Below are 15,308 nucleotides of genomic sequence, written 5' to 3' on the forward strand. Positions count from 1 at the left end.
CTTGGGCGTGTTCACCCGGTGAGTGGTGGTTACGCCCGTGGCGGTTCCGCAAGGAAGCGAGAAAAGAAGCGGGGGACTGGATTTAGGGTTGCGGCTCTGGCAGCCGCAGCGCTTGCACGGCGCTGGGCCAGTCGAGCTGGAACGTGCCGCCAGGGGTTTGCAGTTTCACCTGGTGGCGGTCCATGCCCGCATCGGCGACCGGCGTCCAGGCTTGTGGGCTGGCGTTGCCGAGGCTGCGGGTCAGGCTCGCCAGGTCTTCGGGATGACAGTGCAGGGTGGCATTGGCCGGATCGCGTTGCCCCGAGGCCAGCTGGCGCACCAGCGCATCGATACGCGCCGGTTCAGGCACCTCGTCCAGTAGCGTTTGCAGGGCCTCGTTGACCAGCCGTGCAGCGCTGCTTTCAATCTGCTCCCACATCGCCTGGCGCTGCGCTTCCCATGTGGCGAGCAGGGCGTCGGCCTTGTCCCAGAATTGCGCCTGGGCCTCAAGGACCTGCGCTTCGGCCACTTCGCTGGCCTGTTCGAGCAACTGCGCGGCCTGGTCCCTGGCGTGTTCGATGACACGTTGCGCACGGGCGCAATCGACCAGGGTTTCGCGCGCGATATAGGGCTGCAGCAAGCCCTGGCCTTCGGGGCGTAGTTCAAGCGAGCGCCGGGCGAGCATCGTGGATCTCCGTGTCGTGGGGGGTAGGGACGGGGGACGCCAGGCTTTGCCCGGCTTTCCAGCAGGCGGACTGCCAGAGCGTGTCGAGCCTGGCCGCGGGCGGTTGGGGTTGGGGCGCCGTGCTGCATTCGATGGCCATGATCCTTGCGCGAGGGAACGCCAGGCGCGCCCGTTGCCAGGTCGGTTCGTCGAGCCAGGCCCGCAGCAGCGCGAGCGGGTCCTGGTCCGGTTCGAGCCAATGCCCGGGGCGCAATGCCTTGGCCGTGCGTTCGCACCAGGCGCGGTCCTGCGCCGACAATGCCGGGGTGGCCGTCAACGGTGAACAGGTGGTCGCCACCAGTTCACAGGCCAGGGCCAGGGCGGCCGGTGCGCAAAGCAGTGCCTGCTGCGCCGGGCTCGGCCTGGGTGGCGTGCAGGGCGTCATGCCGAAGCGCCTGGCCAGCGTGGCGTGGTGCCCACGGGCGAGGGCGTCGAGGCGTGACGCACTCAGTCGAGCAAGGTCGGGTGGCTGCCATTCGGGGGTGGCCTGGCGCCAGGCGTGGTGCCACCAGTGAACCCACTCCAGCGCGGCGCTCATGCGGCAGAGCCTTTGTCATGGGTTCCAGCGCCCGGTGTCTTGACCGCGAACAACGGTGCCGCCGTGTTGCCCGGTGGTGCGGCGGGGGCGCCCGGCCGGGTGAGTTTGTGTTCGAGAAAGCGCGGCAGCGTCAGGGCGCCCTTGCGCCACAACCGGTAGAGACCATAGCCGGCGCCCAGCAGGATCCCCAGCAATATGATACCCGCCACCACAGTGACCGTTCGCCAGTAGGCGACTTCCTCGGCCTGCATGACGAACGGCCCGAAGTGCGCCATCTTGCGCCGCTCCTGATACGGCACGGTGGGCACGAACACCACCGACAACTTGCTCGCATTGTGGGCCGCATCGGCCATGCCGGGGATCCCGCTGGCGATCAGGTTGCGCACCCGTGGCGTGATGCTGTCGGGATCCAGCGCCCCGGTGTGCTTGATGAACACCGAGGCCGACGCCGGTTGCACCGGCTCGCCGGGCGCGACCCGCTCCGGCAGGACCACATGGACCCGGGCGAGCACCACGCCGTCGATCTGCGACAAGGTCGATTCGAGCTCCTGGGACAACGCGTAGATATAGCGGGCGCGCTCTTCCAGTGGCGTGGAAATGACCCCTTCCTTGCGGAAGATATCCCCCAGGCTGGAACGTGAGCGCCGCGGCAGGCCGGCCGCTTCGAGCACGTGGACGGCACTGTTCATGTCGGCGGGCTCGACCAGGACGGTCATGCCGTCCTTGTCGACTTGCTTGCTCGCCTCGATGTTCTTGTCCGCCAGCTCCGCGATCACTTCGTTGGCATCCTGCTCGGAGAGGCGGCTGTGCAGCGCCGATCGCTCCTCGCAAGCCGTGAGCAGCAGGCACAGTAACAACGTTGAGCATGCGCGCATGAACATGGCCGGCATTTCCTTTACTGGAGGTTAGTGAGCTTCTCGATCGCCTGGGAGCCTTTGCTGACCAGTTTCGCGGTCATCAGGCTTTCCAGGTGGAACGACGACAACGACCGGTTCGACTGCAACATGTCCTGCGGGTCGGCGGTGCGGATGGCCTTGAGCATGTCGCGGTTGGCGCGCTCGTCCAGTCGTTGCAGTTCGCCGGAGCGACTCGACAGCGAATCGATGATGCGTGCCGCGACGTTGTTTTCGTTATCCGGCGCCGGTGGCTTCTCGCGCATCTGGGCGTTGAACCAGCTGACGTCGCTGGTCTCGGCGCTGGCCTGCGGCCGTGCGCCCGCCTTGGCCGGTGAGGAGGCCAGTTGGCTGGCATCGATGGCTTGTATTTCCATGGGCTTCTCCAATCTCGAGGGGACGAATCAAAAGGGGCGGATGCCTTCAGGCGCACATCAGCCGCAGGACGTTGCGGGCACTGCCGGTGACGCTCAGGTGAAACTCGATTTCCTCACGCCCGCGCCGGGCTCGCCGCCGCGCGACCGGGTACTGGCCCGCCAGGCGAGCCAGCGCCAGGTCCAGTTGTTCCAGGGCCAGCTGGAACAGCCGGGTTTCGCGGGCTTGCAGTGGCGTGCCGAGGGCGATGCGCTCGGTCCATGTCCACGTTTCGCCGTGGGTGCTGGGCGGCGGGTAGCGCTGTGGGTGCTGGTCCATGAAGCTGGCGATCTCGAACAACAGGTCCTGGTCGTCCGGCTCGTAGCGCGCCTGGCCCGCGCTGTCGTCGATGTCCAGCAGCGTCAGCAGCTTGCGCCGGCCCAGCACCGCGATGAGCCTGAGCAACAGCCGCAGGCTGGCGTTATGCCGGTCGAGCGGGCCGTCCGTTTCCCAGGCGCCGAACAGCGCGCCGCAGAACGGGTTGTTCGCACTGCCGAAATCACTCTGGCTGCCGACGTCGTTGTCGCCGATGGGTGGCCGGCGATGGGCGAACATCTGCGCCAGGTCGCCAAACAGGTCCTCATCGGAATAGGCGTCGTCGATATCGACCTCCAGGTTCTGGCCGGTACCGCCGTTGATCTCTTCCAGGATGTCCGTCAGGACCAGGTTCAGCGGGTTTTCCGTTTCCACGGCCAAGCCCTGTTGCGGAGGCTGCCAGCCGAAGGGCGAGCGTCCGCCTGCCGAGTCGTGTTCACCGCCCCATCGCACCAGTGACTCTTTCAACCGGCCGCTGCTCGCATGCTGCGTCAGGTGCTCGATCACCGCATCTGCCAGGCCTTGAGTGATCGAGGCGCGGCGTTGCGTGGAGTCGTCATGTGAAAGGACTGCGGGAGGACGAAGGCTGTTCAGCCGATCGATATGCATGGGCCTGATCTCATCGCGCTTGAAGAGACCCCGCCGCGGCGGGGCTTGAAGCGGGTTGTCAGAATCGTATGTTCTTGGACGCCTCCCCCATGGCCGTAATGGCCTTGGTGGCACTGTCCATGGACTCTGCCGAGATGGCGTTCATGGTGTCGGCGATCAGTTTCTTTTGGTCGAATTCGGATTTCATGGTCGTCATCGCAGCCGAGGTAGCATCCATCTGCTGCATGGCCGCCATGGAGGCCGCAAGAGAAGCTCCACCAAAACTCATAGTCGTATCTCCGGATTGTGGAATGGCGAGACGGTTGTGAGTGTCTCGAAGGTTAGGTGGCGGCGCAGGTGGAAACGGTTCCACGCCGGGCACTCAACCCATCGATATTTCCAGGCACTTCATCCGGTAGTAGAGCGTGCGCCGGGCGATGCCCAGCTCGGCGATGACCTTGTCGATATGACGATGGTGGCGACGCATGCAGTCTTCGATGAGCACTTTCTCGAACTGCTGCAGTTGCTCTTTCAAATTGAGCGTGGTGTTGCAGTGCTCCGAGAGTTCGGCACGGGGCAGCGCCGGCAGGCCGAGCACGTAGCGCTTGGCGGCGGATTGCAGCTCACGGATGTTCCCTGGCCAGGCGTAGCCGATCAGGTGGCACAACAGCTCCGGCGACGGGGGGATGTAGGGCCGGTCCAGGGCCTTGGCTTCACGCCGCACCAGTGACTGGAACAGCGGCACGATGCGTTCCTTGCGGCTGCGCAGGGGCGGCAGCTTGAGGCTGACGATGTTCAGCCGGAAGTACAGGTCGCGACGAAACTCGCCCCTTTCGACCATCTCCCCCAAAGGGCACTGGGCGGAGGCGATCACCCGCATGTTCACCGGGATGCTCTGGGTCGAACCCAAGCGCTGGACGGTCCTGGATTCCAGGACACGCAGCAGCTTGGCTTGCAGCGCCAGGGGCATGCTGTCGACCTCGTCCAGGTACAGCGTTCCGTTATGCGCCGCCTCGACGAACCCTGCGCGGCTCTGGCTGACACCGGTAAACGCACCGGTGTTGGCCCCGAACAGCTGACTCTCCGCCAGGCTCTCGGGAATGGCGGCGCAGTTGATGGCGACGAACTTGCCGGAACGACCGGACATGCGGTGGATTTTCTCCGCCAGCGTGTCTTTGCCGGTGCCGGTTTCGCCGCGCAATAGCACGTCAACCATGAGCGGCGCCACACTTTGGGCAAACGCCTCAAGGTTGAGAACATCCTCTTTATGGGTAGTGGAAAGTGCAGCGCAAAGCATCTTTTGCATCACTGACGATTCCATTCTTGTTTTGGTAGGAGGTCGACAATTTAAAGATCAAAGGCGCGTAGAAATTTCCCGCGCCGCGGCATGACCGACTTGAGACCAACGTTCTGTTTGCTACGGAGGTTTAGAGAACCGATTAAAAAAAAGTTCATGCTGGCACGGCAGATGTTAATCGTTTCAGCTCGACGGCCGGAAAGCCGGAACACCCCTGCGCGACCCGTCTGGCATGGGGTTCGGCCAAAAAACGGGGCGTGTAGGAAGGGCTTCTGAAAATTGGATCCGACAAACGGTTCAGCGCAAGCGCCTGTTTGGAGCAAACGCTCTACAATCAAACAAATGTTCGATCGCTTAGTACTGAACTAGTGGGTTTTGGAAATACGTTTCGTAGTTCAGATTAGTCACTTGGGAGTTGACCAGGGGCAATAACAGCCGACCGCCAATGTGTTAGTCGCATTAACTTTTCGGCCAGTACTAAGCGCTTCAAGGATCGGCTCGATAAAGCTGTTAGTGGAGTTGCAGGTCAGCCCTTCGCTGTAGGGACCGAAGTACGCCAGTTGGCCGCTGTGGTCCCAGATCGCCACTGCCGGGCTGGCGGGAATCTGGTTGGAACCGGGGAGTGTGGCGAGGGGTTTGAGGCGGCTGAGCGTCGCGGGCAATTGGCCCTGGCTGCCGGTTTTCTGGACCGCATAAAACTCTACGCCCTGCGCGGCATATTGATCGACCAGTTCGGACAGGTGTTGCTGGTTACCGACGTTGCACGGGCAGGCCGGGTCCCAGAAATGCACCAGGCGGATGGCACCGGGGCCGGCCAGCTCGGACGGCAGGCGCAGCGGCTCGCCGGAAAATACCGCCGTGTGTTGGCTGAAGGCCCGCAGAAAACGCCCCTGGAACCAGTCGTAGGCCACCCACAACAGGATGGCGCACGCGAGGGCAAGCAGGCTGGCAAGCAAGGTCGTGCGGTGGGACGGGCGCATGGTGTCGATCCTCTGAGGTCGCGTAGCTTGCCATGCCCGCCGCGACAGATGAATATCTCAGGCCTACAAAGTCTGTTTCGCGCGATGCGCTTCTGCCTGGACCTATTGATGCCTGCTCCTTTCGATCCCGATCTCCTGCGTGCCAGCCTGCAACCCCTGGCCCGGTGGCAACCCCTGTCGGAGCAAGCCCAGGCGTACCAGCGCTTCTACGGCCTGGACTTTCCCGGGCGCGACGTGCGCAAGGGGCTGGGGTGTTTCGAGGTAGAGGGTTACACGCTGGTCAGTCAGGTCTGGTGGCCGGAAAAAGCCGTGGCGACGCTGTTCGTGTTCCACGGCTATTACGATCACATGGGGCTTTACCGGCACTTGATCGAATGGGGCCTGGAGCAGGGCTTCGCGGTGATCGCCTGTGACTTGCCGGGCCATGGCCTGTCCAGTGGCGAGCGCGCCAGCATCGGTGATTTCGCCGAATACCAGGCCACCTTGCAGGGCCTGTTGGGCGAGGCCACCACGCTGGAACTGCCCCAGCCCTGGCACCTGTGTGGGCAGAGCACCGGTGGGGCCATCGTGGTCGATCACGTGCTCAACCAGGGCGCCCAGAGCCCGGCCCAGGGCCAGGTCATCCTGTTGTCGCCTTTGGTGCGACCGCGGGCCTGGGGCTGGTCGCGTCTCAGTTATTACCTGCTCAAGCCGTTCGTGACCGGTATTGCCCGGCGCTTCAGCGAAAACTCCAGTGACCCACAGTTCCTGCCATTCCTGCAAGCCGACCCACTGCAACCGCTCCGCCTGCCCACGGCGTGGGTCGGGGCGCTGGGCCAGTGGATCAAGCGTATCGAGGCCGCCCCAGGCAGCCCACGCCAGCCGCTGATCGTGCAGGGCCAGGCCGACATGACGGTGGATTGGAAACACAACCTGGACGTGTTGCGCAGCAAGTTCGACCGGCCCCACGTGCTGATGCTGCCCCAGGGACGGCATCACCTGGCGAACGAGACCCTGGCGTTGCGCCAGGAGATGTTCGGGTTTCTGGCGAAGCGGATGAGCCGGATGCGGCGGTGACTTTGAATTTGCAATCGCGAGCAAGCTCGCTCCCACATTGGACCTCTGGCGTTCGGGAAATCTGAGCGTACTCAAAACCCTGTGGGAGCGAGCTTGCTCGCGATGGCGTTATTGGACACTACTGCCCGAGATTCTGCCCCACCGCCAACCCCGCCCGGATCGCCTCCAGCGCGGCTTGATAATAAGCCTGGCCCTCGGCTGATTCGGCGAAAGTGGCGAATTCTTCCAGCTCGGTATCGCTCAGCTCACGGTAGACGTACAGCAGCGTGTTGTTCAGGTCCGCGCCGATCTGCTCCATCAACCGCTGGCGCTGGCCGTTCAGCATGCCCTGGGCCTGGCCGGCGCCCAGCAGGCCGGGGATCATCGAACTCAGGCTGTCGGCCGCGACGCCGGCGATCGCCAGGCTGACCTCGGCGCCGGCCTCGCGGGCGGGCAGGGCCTGGGCCAGGTGGCCGATGATCAGCAGGCGATTGTCACTGGCTTGCATCTTCGGCAGGCCCTTGGCGTTCTTGGCCAGTTGATCGCGCCGGGTGGCCAGCAACTCGGCCGCCACGACCTTGCGACCCAGGGGCGTCTGGAAAAAATTCAGTGCCGGGTTCGGATCGCGAAGGTTCTTGCGCATTTGCGCCTCGGCCCGCTGGTCCATGGCCTGGGGGGCGAAGCGTTGATTGCTGTTGGTCACCAGGGCCTGGAACACCGCCGGTGGCAGGCTGCTCTGGTAGCGCTGCTGGGCCGCGCTCAGGGCGTCATTGAAATGCGCCCGTTGTTCCGGCCAGCCGGCGACCTTGTACAACTGGTCGTAGCTGTCTGCCCAGGCGGGCAACACGCAGAACATCAACAGTGAGAAAAGCAAACGGCGCATAGGGACTCCTGTCAGCAGCCGACTATTCTCCGTGGGGCATGGGAACTTGTCGAGAATTCGTATCAAGTTCGTACGCCAGTGCTACCTGGCGCCGTAAAGTCGCTGCGTGGCGCTGTCGGTTTTGCAGGCACAGGCATACTATGCGCGCCATGCAAATACCTTCTGATCACCCGCTGCTGTTACGTATCGTCGACGACCTGGCCGAGCGCGGCTGGTCGCAGCAGAACCTGTTCCTGCCGGACGCGCTGACCCGCGCCCTGGCGGCCGAGTGTCGCCAGCGCGCCGCCGAAGGCGAACTGGCGCCGGCGGCGGTCGGGCGCGGACCGTTCTCGGAGATCCGCGAAGGTATCCGGGGTGATCGCATCCAATGGATCGAGCCTGGCCAGGCGCAGGCTTGCGATCATTACCTGGCCTTGATGGACAGCCTGCGCGAGGCGATGAACCGTGGGCTGTTCCTGGGCCTGGAGGATTTCGAAAGCCACTTCGCCCTGTACCCGCCCGGCGCGTTCTACCTCAAGCATGTCGACCGCTTTCGTGACGACGACCGGCGCATGGTGTCGGCGGTGCTCTACCTCAATGACGCCTGGTCGGCGGAACAGGGTGGCCAACTGCGCATGTACCTGGACGATGGCGTGGAGCATGACGTCGTGCCCGTCGGCGGTTGCCTGGTGGTGTTCCTCTCGGGCGACATTCCCCACGAAGTCCTGCCGGCCACGCGCAACCGCCTGTCCTTGACCGGCTGGTTCCGGCGCCGCGGCAACGAGTTGTTCTGACCCCATGGAAAAAATCCTGGTCAGTCGCTGCCTGCTCGGCCACCGGGTGCGCTATGACGGCGGTGCCAGCGGGCCATTCGATCAACTTCAGCAATGGTTCGACGAAGGCCGGGTCGTGCCCCTGTGCCCGGAAGTCGCCGGCGGCCTGCCCACGCCCCGGGCCGCGGCGGAGATTGCCGGTGGACAGGGCGTCCAGGTGCTCGACGGCCAGGCGGCGGTGATCACCACAGACGGCGAGGACGTGAGTGCGCAGTTCCTGTCGGGCGCCGACCAGGCGCTGGCGCTGGTGCGCGAACACGGCATCCGGATCGCCGTGCTCAAGGCCAACAGCCCATCGTGCGGCAACCTGCTGACCTACGACGGCACGTTTAGTGGCGTGAAAGTCAGTGGCGAGGGCGTGACAGCGGCCTTGCTCAAGCGCCATGGGGTGCGGGTGTTCAATGAGTTGGAGTTGGCTGAAGTTGCGTTGGCGCTCGTGGTGTTGAACAGTCGCTGATTGCTATCTGGCACAACCCTGTTGTGGCGAGGGGATTTATCCCCGCTGGGGTGCGCAGCGCCCCCAAAAGAATCGACACGGTCTGTCAGACACATCGTGGTGTCAGGCATCAGGGACGCTGCGCGCCCCAGCGGGGATAAATCCCCTCGCCACAGTCGGTCTTCTGTCATAACTGACCCGCCAACTGCTCGATCTGCTCCTGCCGCTCAGCCTGGCTCAACCGCGCCTGGGGGTTGAGGCTGGACCACTGGGGATGGGCGCGGGCCTTGGCCAGGGCGTCGGGCAGCTTGCCTTCGCGCCAGGTCTTGTCTGCCTGGGGCGTGGCGATGCGGATGCTGTCGAGGGCCGCATGGCCACGCTGGTTGAGGGCTTGCAGCAGTTGCCGTTGGCGCAGGGCCAGCAGGCGCAGCACGCTGTCGTCCACCGTCAGTTCGCGCTGGCCCTTGAGTTTGCCCATGAGTCGATTGCCGTAGCTGCGGGCGGTTTGCAGGGCGCCGCCGGCAATGGCCCCGGCGAGGGCGGCGGCGCCGAGGGTCAGGCCGCCCACCAGCAAGTCCACCCCGGCACCGGCCGCGGCGCCTGCGGCGATTCCACCGCCAACCCGCACACCCAATTGCTTCAAAGTCTCGGGATTGAACAGGTCATCGCCCCAGCGTCCGTCGAGCAGTGGCAAGTCACTGGCGGCGGCGTCCTGGGGGCGGAAGGCATAGAGCTTGAGCAGGGATTCGACGCAGCGTTGTTCGCGCTGACGCACTGCATGGCGTAGCTCGTCGATGGCCTGGCGCTCCCGCTCGGGGTCGCTGGCGACGCTGCGGCGGCAGGCGGCGCAGTCGATCAACAGCTCGGCGATCAACCGGGCTGCGCTCTGCTGGCGGGCCAGGCGCTGAGCCTGTTGGTCGGCAATCAACCGCTCCAGTTGCCCGCGGGCGCTTTCCAGCAACAGCGCGAGGCTTTCATACAAGCGTCGTTCGCCATCCTCGGGCGGCGCGACGCTGTCAAAGCGCACCAGGGCATGCAGCCCCAAGCGTGCCAGGGCTTCGCGCCAGTCGGGCTCACGGTGTTGGGTGCTGCTGACGAAATTGAGTACCGGCAGCAGCGGCTTGCCGCAACTGGCGAGGACCTCCAGCTCATCGCGGTACTTGGCCAGCACCGGTTCACGGGCGTCGATGACATAAATGCCGGCGTCGCTGGCGAGCAACTGCCGCAACACCTTGGCCTCTTGCTCGAAGCGTTGCCGCGCCTCGCTGCCTTCGAGAAAACGGGCCAGGCGTGCCGGGCCGTCCAGGCGTTCACCGGGGCGCTCCAGGCATTCGAGGTAGTCGAGCAGGGCGATGGCGTCCTCCAGGCCTGGGGTGTCGTACAGCTCCAGCAGGGCTTGCCCGTCCACCGAGAGGCGTGCGCCCTCGACGTGCCGGGTGGTGCTCGGGCGATGGGACACTTCGCCGAAGCCGACGTCCCGGGTAAGGGTGCGCAGCAACGAGGTCTTGCCGACGTTGGTATGCCCGACCACGGCCAGTTTCAGCGGCTTGATGGAATCAGTCATGGCCGTTCTCCAACCAGCTCATGGGGGCGCAATCGGCGAAAGGCAATTGCAGCTGTTGCAGTGCGCTGTGCCAGTCGCCCAGGCGTTCGGCGTCCAGCGCTTCGCCGGGCGGCGCCTGTAACAGCCACACGCGAGTGGCGCTGGCGCTGCGGGCCAGTTCGGCGATCAACGCCAGGCTGCCCCGGTCTGGCGAGCGGCGTGGATCACAGGCAATCGCCAACCGCGCCGGTGGAAATCGCGACAGTTGTTCGAGGAGTTTGTGGCGAGACTCGCGGCTGTCGAGGACACCGGCGTTTTTCACCGAGTCGGGCAGCTTCGGCGGCCAGGGCCGCTCGTCCAGCTCGATGGCCACCAGCAAGGCACCGGTGCTTTGCACCGTGCCGGCGGGGCTTTGTACCTGATGCAACTGGGCGGGCGCGGCGTCGTTGATTCCCAGTCGCTCGCTGCTGGGCATCAGACGTTCGCGTAACTGGGCATAGCCCGGCAGGTTCAAGTCCAGGGCCAGGTCGGCGCGACCGCGGCGCCAGCGCCACAGGCACAGCAGCGCCAGGCCCAAGCGTGGCAGCACGCCGTAGACCAGCACCACGCCCACCAGCCAGGTGGCCCAGGCCTGGCGGGCGCTGTCGAGGTTCAGGGCGCCGTCGCCGCTGGCGCGGATCATCTCCACGGTCGGTACGTTGAAACCCAGCAGGGCAGGCACAGTACCGAGGGCGCGGGTCAGCGCGACAAAGGTCTCGCTGCCGAGCAGGGTGGTTTCCCAGACAAACCCGTAGCGCCGGGTCGCCATCAGCATCAGTACGATGACCAGCGCGCTGACCATCGCTACCAGCCAGACGCCGTTGACCAGCGCCCCGAGAACCCAGCGGTTGAGTCGCTTTCGTTGCAACAACAGCAGCAGGGCCGGCGCCAGTTGGATGGCCTTGGCGTCGCGGGCGAGCTTCTCGCTGAGCCACAACCACAAGCGGCCCAGCACGGCATCCTGGCCCCCGGCGAACGCCAGGCCGAGGGCCCAGCCGATCAGCAGGACCAGGTTGAGGCCCAGGAGGCTGCCCAAGGCCCAGAACACGTTGACTGGCGTCTGACCGTCGCCGAGTGCGGCAAAGCCCAGGCCGGCGCCGCTGACCACGGCGAGCACCGCCAACACCACCAGCGCCAGGCGCGCCCCTTGCAACCAGTGGCGCAGAGCCAGGACGAGGCCATCGCGCTCGGCCAGCCAGCGGGCGCGATGGCGGATACGGGTGGACAACTCACCGCCGGCCGCACGGGCCAGGCGATTGGCTTCCTGGTCCTGCAACGGGCCGGCGTGCTCTTCACGCAGGCGGATGGCCTCGGTCAACCAGAGTTCTTGCAGTTTCGTCACGGGTGCTTCCGTAGCTCAAATGAGGGTTGAGCATAACCGCTGTAGCGCCTGTCGGGGTACGGCGCGCCTCTGGTATCCTCGGCGGCATGAAAAAAACACTTCCCTTAAGCCTGATCGCAGCCCTTGGTGAAAACCGGGTGATCGGCGTCGACAACAGCATGCCCTGGCACTTGCCGGGGGATTTCAAATACTTCAAGGCCACCACCCTGGGCAAGCCGATCATCATGGGACGCAAGACCTGGGACTCCCTCGGTCGACCGTTGCCGGGGCGCCTGAACATCGTGGTCAGTCGCCAGCCTGGCTTGCTGCTCGAGGGCGCGGAAGTCTTTTCCAGCCTCGACGCCGCCGTGGAACGGGCCGAAGCCTGGGCGCAGGCGCAGGGTGTCGATGAGCTGATGTTGATCGGCGGTGCGCAGCTGTACGCCCTGGCACTGGAGCAGGCCGACCGGCTGTACCTGACCCGCGTGGCGCTGAGCCCGGAAGGGGATGCGTGGTTTCCGGCGTTCGACGCGAACCAGTGGACGCTGGTTTCGAACCAGCCGAACCCGGCCGAAGGGGATAAGCCGGCGTATAGCTTCGAGGTGTGGGAGAGGCGTTAAGGGCATCGCGAGCAAGCTCGCTCCCACAGTTAACCGAGTTTTGTCAGGCAGACCTCGGTCGACTGTGGGAGCGAGCTTGCTCGCGAAAGCGGTCTATCAGGCGCCACGCATCAAGCGTGCACCAACTCCCCATGTTCATCAGCGTCGAGCAAGGCCTTGTCGGTCTGTTGCATCACCTGGCTGGTGATCGCCCCGGCGGTGATCGAGCCGCTGACGTTCAGCGCCGTGCGACCCATGTCGATCAGCGGCTCGACGGAAATCAGCAGCGCCACCAGCGAGACCGGCAAGCCCATCGCCGGCAGCACGATCAGCGCGGCAAATGTCGCCCCGCCACCGACCCCGGCGACGCCCGCCGAACTCAAGGTCACGATCGCCACCAGCGTCGCGATCCATACCGGGTCCAGCGGGTTGATGCCCACTGTCGGCGCAACCATGACCGCCAGCATCGCCGGGTACAGGCCGGCGCAACCGTTCTGGCCGATGGTGGCGCCGAACGAGGCGCTGAAGCTGGCGATGGCGCGTGGAATGCCGAGGCGGCTGGTCTGGACTTCGATGCTCAGCGGGATGGTCGCCGCGCTGGAGCGGCTGGTGAAGGCGAAGGTCAGCACCGGCCAGATCTTGCGCAAGAAACGCAACGGGTTGATCCCCGCCGCGCTGACCAGCAGGCCATGGACGACGAACATCAGGCCCAGGCCCAGGTACGACACCACCACGAAACTGCCGAGCTTGATGATGTCCTGCAGGTTGGAGCCCGCCACCACTTTGGTCATCAACGCCAGCACGCCATAGGGCGTCAGCTTCATCACCAACCGCACCAGACGCGTGACCCAGCTCTGCAGGGTGTCGATGGCGTCGATCACTTTCTGACCTTTTTGCGCGTCATCCTTGAGCAACTGCAGGGCGGCCACGCCGAGGAACGCGGCGAAGATCACCACGCTGATGATCGAGGTCGGCTTGGCCCGGGCCAGGTCGGCAAAGGGGTTTTGTGGAATGAACGAAAGCAGCAACTGCGGGATGTTCAGGTCGGCGACCTTGCCGGCGTAATCGCTCTGGATCACTTGCAGGCGCGCCAGTTCCTGGCTGCCGGCCACCAGCCCTTCGGCGGTGAGGCCGAACAGGTTGGTCAGGCCGATCCCGATCAGGGCGGCGATGGCCGTGGTGAACAGCAAGGTGCCGATGGTCAGGAAGCTGATCTTGCCCAGGGACGAGGCGTTGTGCAGACGCGCCACGGCGCTGAGGATCGAGGCGAAGACCAGCGGGATGACGATCATCTGCAACAGTTGCACGTAGCCGTTGCCGACCAGGTCGAACCAGCCGATCGAGGCCTTGAGCACCGGGTTGCCAGCCCCGTAGATCGTGTGCAGGGCCACCCCGAACCCCACGCCCAGCACCAGGGCCAGCAGTACTTTCCTGGCCAGGCTCCAGCTGGCGTGACGGGTTTGCGCCAGGCCGAACAGCAAGGCGAGGAACACCAGCAGATTGAGGATCAGCGGCAGATTCATCAAGAGAGCTCCGTTAAGACTTTGCCAGTCGCTTGAAGCCGCGACTGCGAACCGGGAAGCCTAACAGTCTGATAACTAATGAATTAATACTAAAAATGCATGTTGAATGTCGTTTATGGAATAAGGACGTGGCGTTTGCGGGTACGTCGCTGGCGTTTTCAAGACGTAAGCGGTCGCGGACAGGCGAGGACTGTCATACGCATTTGTTAGCGTCGGGTTCTTTGAACCTGGGAGAAATGCCGATGAAGCTCGCACCTCGTTTTCTCGCTGTCGCCTTGAGCCTGGGCCTGGCCGGACAGGCCCTTGCCACCGAGCTCAAGCACTGGCCGGCCGAGCAGGCCAAGGCCCTGGACGCGATGATCGCGGCCAACGCCAACAAGGGTAACTACGCGGTGTTCGACATGGACAACACCAGCTACCGTTACGACCTCGAGGAATCGTTGCTGCCGTTCATGGAGAACAAGGGCCTCATCACCCGCGAAACCCTGGACCCGTCCCTCAAGCTGATGCCGTTCAAGGACACCGCCGACCACAAGGAAAGCCTGTTCAGCTATTACTATCGCCTGTGCGAAGTGGACGACATGGTCTGCTACCCCTGGGTGGCCCAGGTGTTCTCCGGTTTCACCCTCAAGGAGCTCAAGGGCTACGTCGACGAGCTGATGGCTTCTGGCAAGCCGGTGCCCACCACGTATTACGACGGCGACAAGGTCGTCAACTCCACCGTCAACCCGCCCAAGGTCTTCACCGGCCAGGCCGAGCTGTACAACAAACTGATGGAAAACGGCATCGAGGTCTATGTCATGACCGCGGCGTCGGAAGAATTGGTGCGCATGGTCGCTGCCGATCCGAAGTATGGCTACAACCTCAAGCCGCAGAACGTGATCGGCGTGACCACGCTGCTCAAGGATCGCAAGACGGGCGAACTGACCACGGCCCGCAAGCAGATCAGCGCCGGCAAGTATGACGAGAAGGCCAACCTCGACCTGGAGTACACGCCTTACCTGTGGACGCCGGCGACCTGGATGGCCGGCAAGCATGCAGCGATCCTGACCTACATCGACGAGTGGAAGAAACCGGTGCTCGTGGGCGGCGACACGCCGAGCAGCGATGGCTACATGTTGTTCCACGATGTGGATGTAGCGAAGGGCGGTATCCACCTGTGGGTCAACCGCAAGGACAAATACATGACCCAGATCAACGGCATGATGGCCAAGCATGCTGCGGCCCAGGCCAAGGAAGGGCTGCCGGTGACGGCGGACAAGAACTGGGTGATCGTCAAGCCGGAAGACATCCAGTAAGTCCCACGACCCCGCGGGGGGCCACGAAGAACCCGTGGCAAGGGCCTGCTCCCGCTCGACTGCGTAGCAGTCGCAAACCAGGTCATGCGGT

Annotated in this window: 17 protein-coding genes; 5 read left to right on the forward strand and 12 right to left on the reverse strand. The window is 64.5% G+C overall.

The features are described 5' to 3' along the window. Positions 1-82: 82 nt before the first annotated feature. The 8 genes from VM99_03075 to VM99_03110 form a co-directional block, all read right to left on the reverse strand. Positions 83-664, reverse strand: coding sequence for a type III secretion protein (locus tag VM99_03075; protein ID AKJ97077.1), 582 nt, complete (start codon positions 662-664; stop codon positions 83-85). Then, positions 642-1,241, reverse strand: a complete 600-nt coding sequence (locus VM99_03080; protein ID AKJ97078.1) for a type III secretion protein — start codon at positions 1,239-1,241, stop codon at positions 642-644. The genes VM99_03075 and VM99_03080 overlap by 23 nt, the downstream gene beginning before the upstream one ends. Next, a complete protein-coding gene (locus VM99_03085; GenBank protein ID AKJ97079.1) occupies positions 1,238-2,122 on the reverse strand; it encodes a type III secretion protein in 885 nt (294 codons plus the stop codon). The genes VM99_03080 and VM99_03085 overlap by 4 nt, the downstream gene beginning before the upstream one ends. Positions 2,123-2,136: 14 nt before the next feature. Then, positions 2,137-2,511 (reverse strand): AraC family transcriptional regulator, encoded by a 375-nt coding sequence (locus VM99_03090; protein AKJ97080.1) that lies wholly within the window; start codon positions 2,509-2,511, stop codon positions 2,137-2,139. Between the two features lie 46 nt (positions 2,512-2,557). Beyond that, positions 2,558-3,472, reverse strand: a complete 915-nt coding sequence (locus VM99_03095; GenBank protein ID AKJ97081.1) for a type III secretion protein — start codon at positions 3,470-3,472, stop codon at positions 2,558-2,560. A 58-nt stretch (positions 3,473-3,530) separates the two neighbouring features. Continuing rightward, a complete protein-coding gene (locus VM99_03100; protein AKJ97082.1) occupies positions 3,531-3,740 on the reverse strand; it encodes a type III secretion apparatus protein RspA in 210 nt (69 codons plus the stop codon). Between the two features lie 93 nt (positions 3,741-3,833). Continuing rightward, entirely contained in the window at positions 3,834-4,757 is a 924-nt protein-coding gene (locus tag VM99_03105; GenBank protein ID AKJ97083.1) for an ATPase AAA, read from the reverse strand. Between the two features lie 395 nt (positions 4,758-5,152). Then, entirely contained in the window at positions 5,153-5,728 is a 576-nt protein-coding gene (locus VM99_03110) for a thiol-disulfide isomerase (GenBank protein ID AKJ97084.1), read from the reverse strand. A 108-nt stretch (positions 5,729-5,836) separates the two neighbouring features. Between VM99_03110 and VM99_03115 the strand changes: the two genes are divergently transcribed. Beyond that, positions 5,837-6,784: an alpha/beta hydrolase gene (locus VM99_03115; protein ID AKK01684.1), complete on the forward strand. Its 948-nt coding sequence runs from the start codon at positions 5,837-5,839 to the stop codon at positions 6,782-6,784. Positions 6,785-6,902: 118 nt separating this feature from the next. Here VM99_03115 and VM99_03120 read toward each other — a convergent pair whose 3' ends face one another. After that, positions 6,903-7,646, reverse strand: coding sequence for a hypothetical protein (locus VM99_03120; GenBank protein AKJ97085.1), 744 nt, complete (start codon positions 7,644-7,646; stop codon positions 6,903-6,905). A gap of 140 nt (positions 7,647-7,786) precedes the next feature. On the opposite strand from VM99_03120, the gene VM99_03125 reads away from it, so the two are divergent. After that, positions 7,787-8,419 (forward strand): 2OG-Fe(II) oxygenase, encoded by a 633-nt coding sequence (locus VM99_03125; GenBank protein ID AKJ97086.1) that lies wholly within the window; start codon positions 7,787-7,789, stop codon positions 8,417-8,419. 4 nt (positions 8,420-8,423) lie between these two features. Further along, positions 8,424-8,915 (forward strand): purine nucleoside phosphorylase, encoded by a 492-nt coding sequence (locus VM99_03130; GenBank protein ID AKJ97087.1) that lies wholly within the window; start codon positions 8,424-8,426, stop codon positions 8,913-8,915. Positions 8,916-9,081: 166 nt separating this feature from the next. Here the strand turns inward: VM99_03130 and VM99_03135 are convergent, their stop codons facing one another. Continuing rightward, positions 9,082-10,458 (reverse strand): GTPase SAR1, encoded by a 1,377-nt coding sequence (locus VM99_03135; protein ID AKJ97088.1) that lies wholly within the window; start codon positions 10,456-10,458, stop codon positions 9,082-9,084. After that, on the reverse strand, positions 10,451-11,818 hold the full coding sequence (locus VM99_03140; protein AKJ97089.1) for a membrane protein: 1,368 nt from the start codon (positions 11,816-11,818) through the stop codon (positions 10,451-10,453). The genes VM99_03135 and VM99_03140 overlap by 8 nt, the downstream gene beginning before the upstream one ends. A gap of 86 nt (positions 11,819-11,904) precedes the next feature. Between VM99_03140 and VM99_03145 the strand changes: the two genes are divergently transcribed. Beyond that, a complete protein-coding gene (locus VM99_03145) occupies positions 11,905-12,417 on the forward strand; it encodes a diacylglycerol kinase (GenBank protein AKJ97090.1) in 513 nt (170 codons plus the stop codon). Positions 12,418-12,527: 110 nt separating this feature from the next. On the opposite strand, the gene VM99_03150 is transcribed toward VM99_03145, so the two are convergent. Continuing rightward, entirely contained in the window at positions 12,528-13,919 is a 1,392-nt protein-coding gene (locus VM99_03150; GenBank protein ID AKJ97091.1) for an L-cystine transporter tcyP, read from the reverse strand. 242 nt (positions 13,920-14,161) lie between these two features. Here VM99_03150 and VM99_03155 point away from each other — a divergent pair, with 242 nt between their 5' ends. Continuing rightward, positions 14,162-15,217, forward strand: a complete 1,056-nt coding sequence (locus tag VM99_03155) for a phosphorylcholine phosphatase (protein AKK01685.1) — start codon at positions 14,162-14,164, stop codon at positions 15,215-15,217. The last annotated feature ends 91 nt before the right edge of the window (positions 15,218-15,308 follow it).

It is taken from the genome of Pseudomonas chlororaphis, assembly GCA_001023535.1.
Lineage (GTDB): Bacteria > Pseudomonadota > Gammaproteobacteria > Pseudomonadales > Pseudomonadaceae > Aquipseudomonas > Aquipseudomonas chlororaphis_E.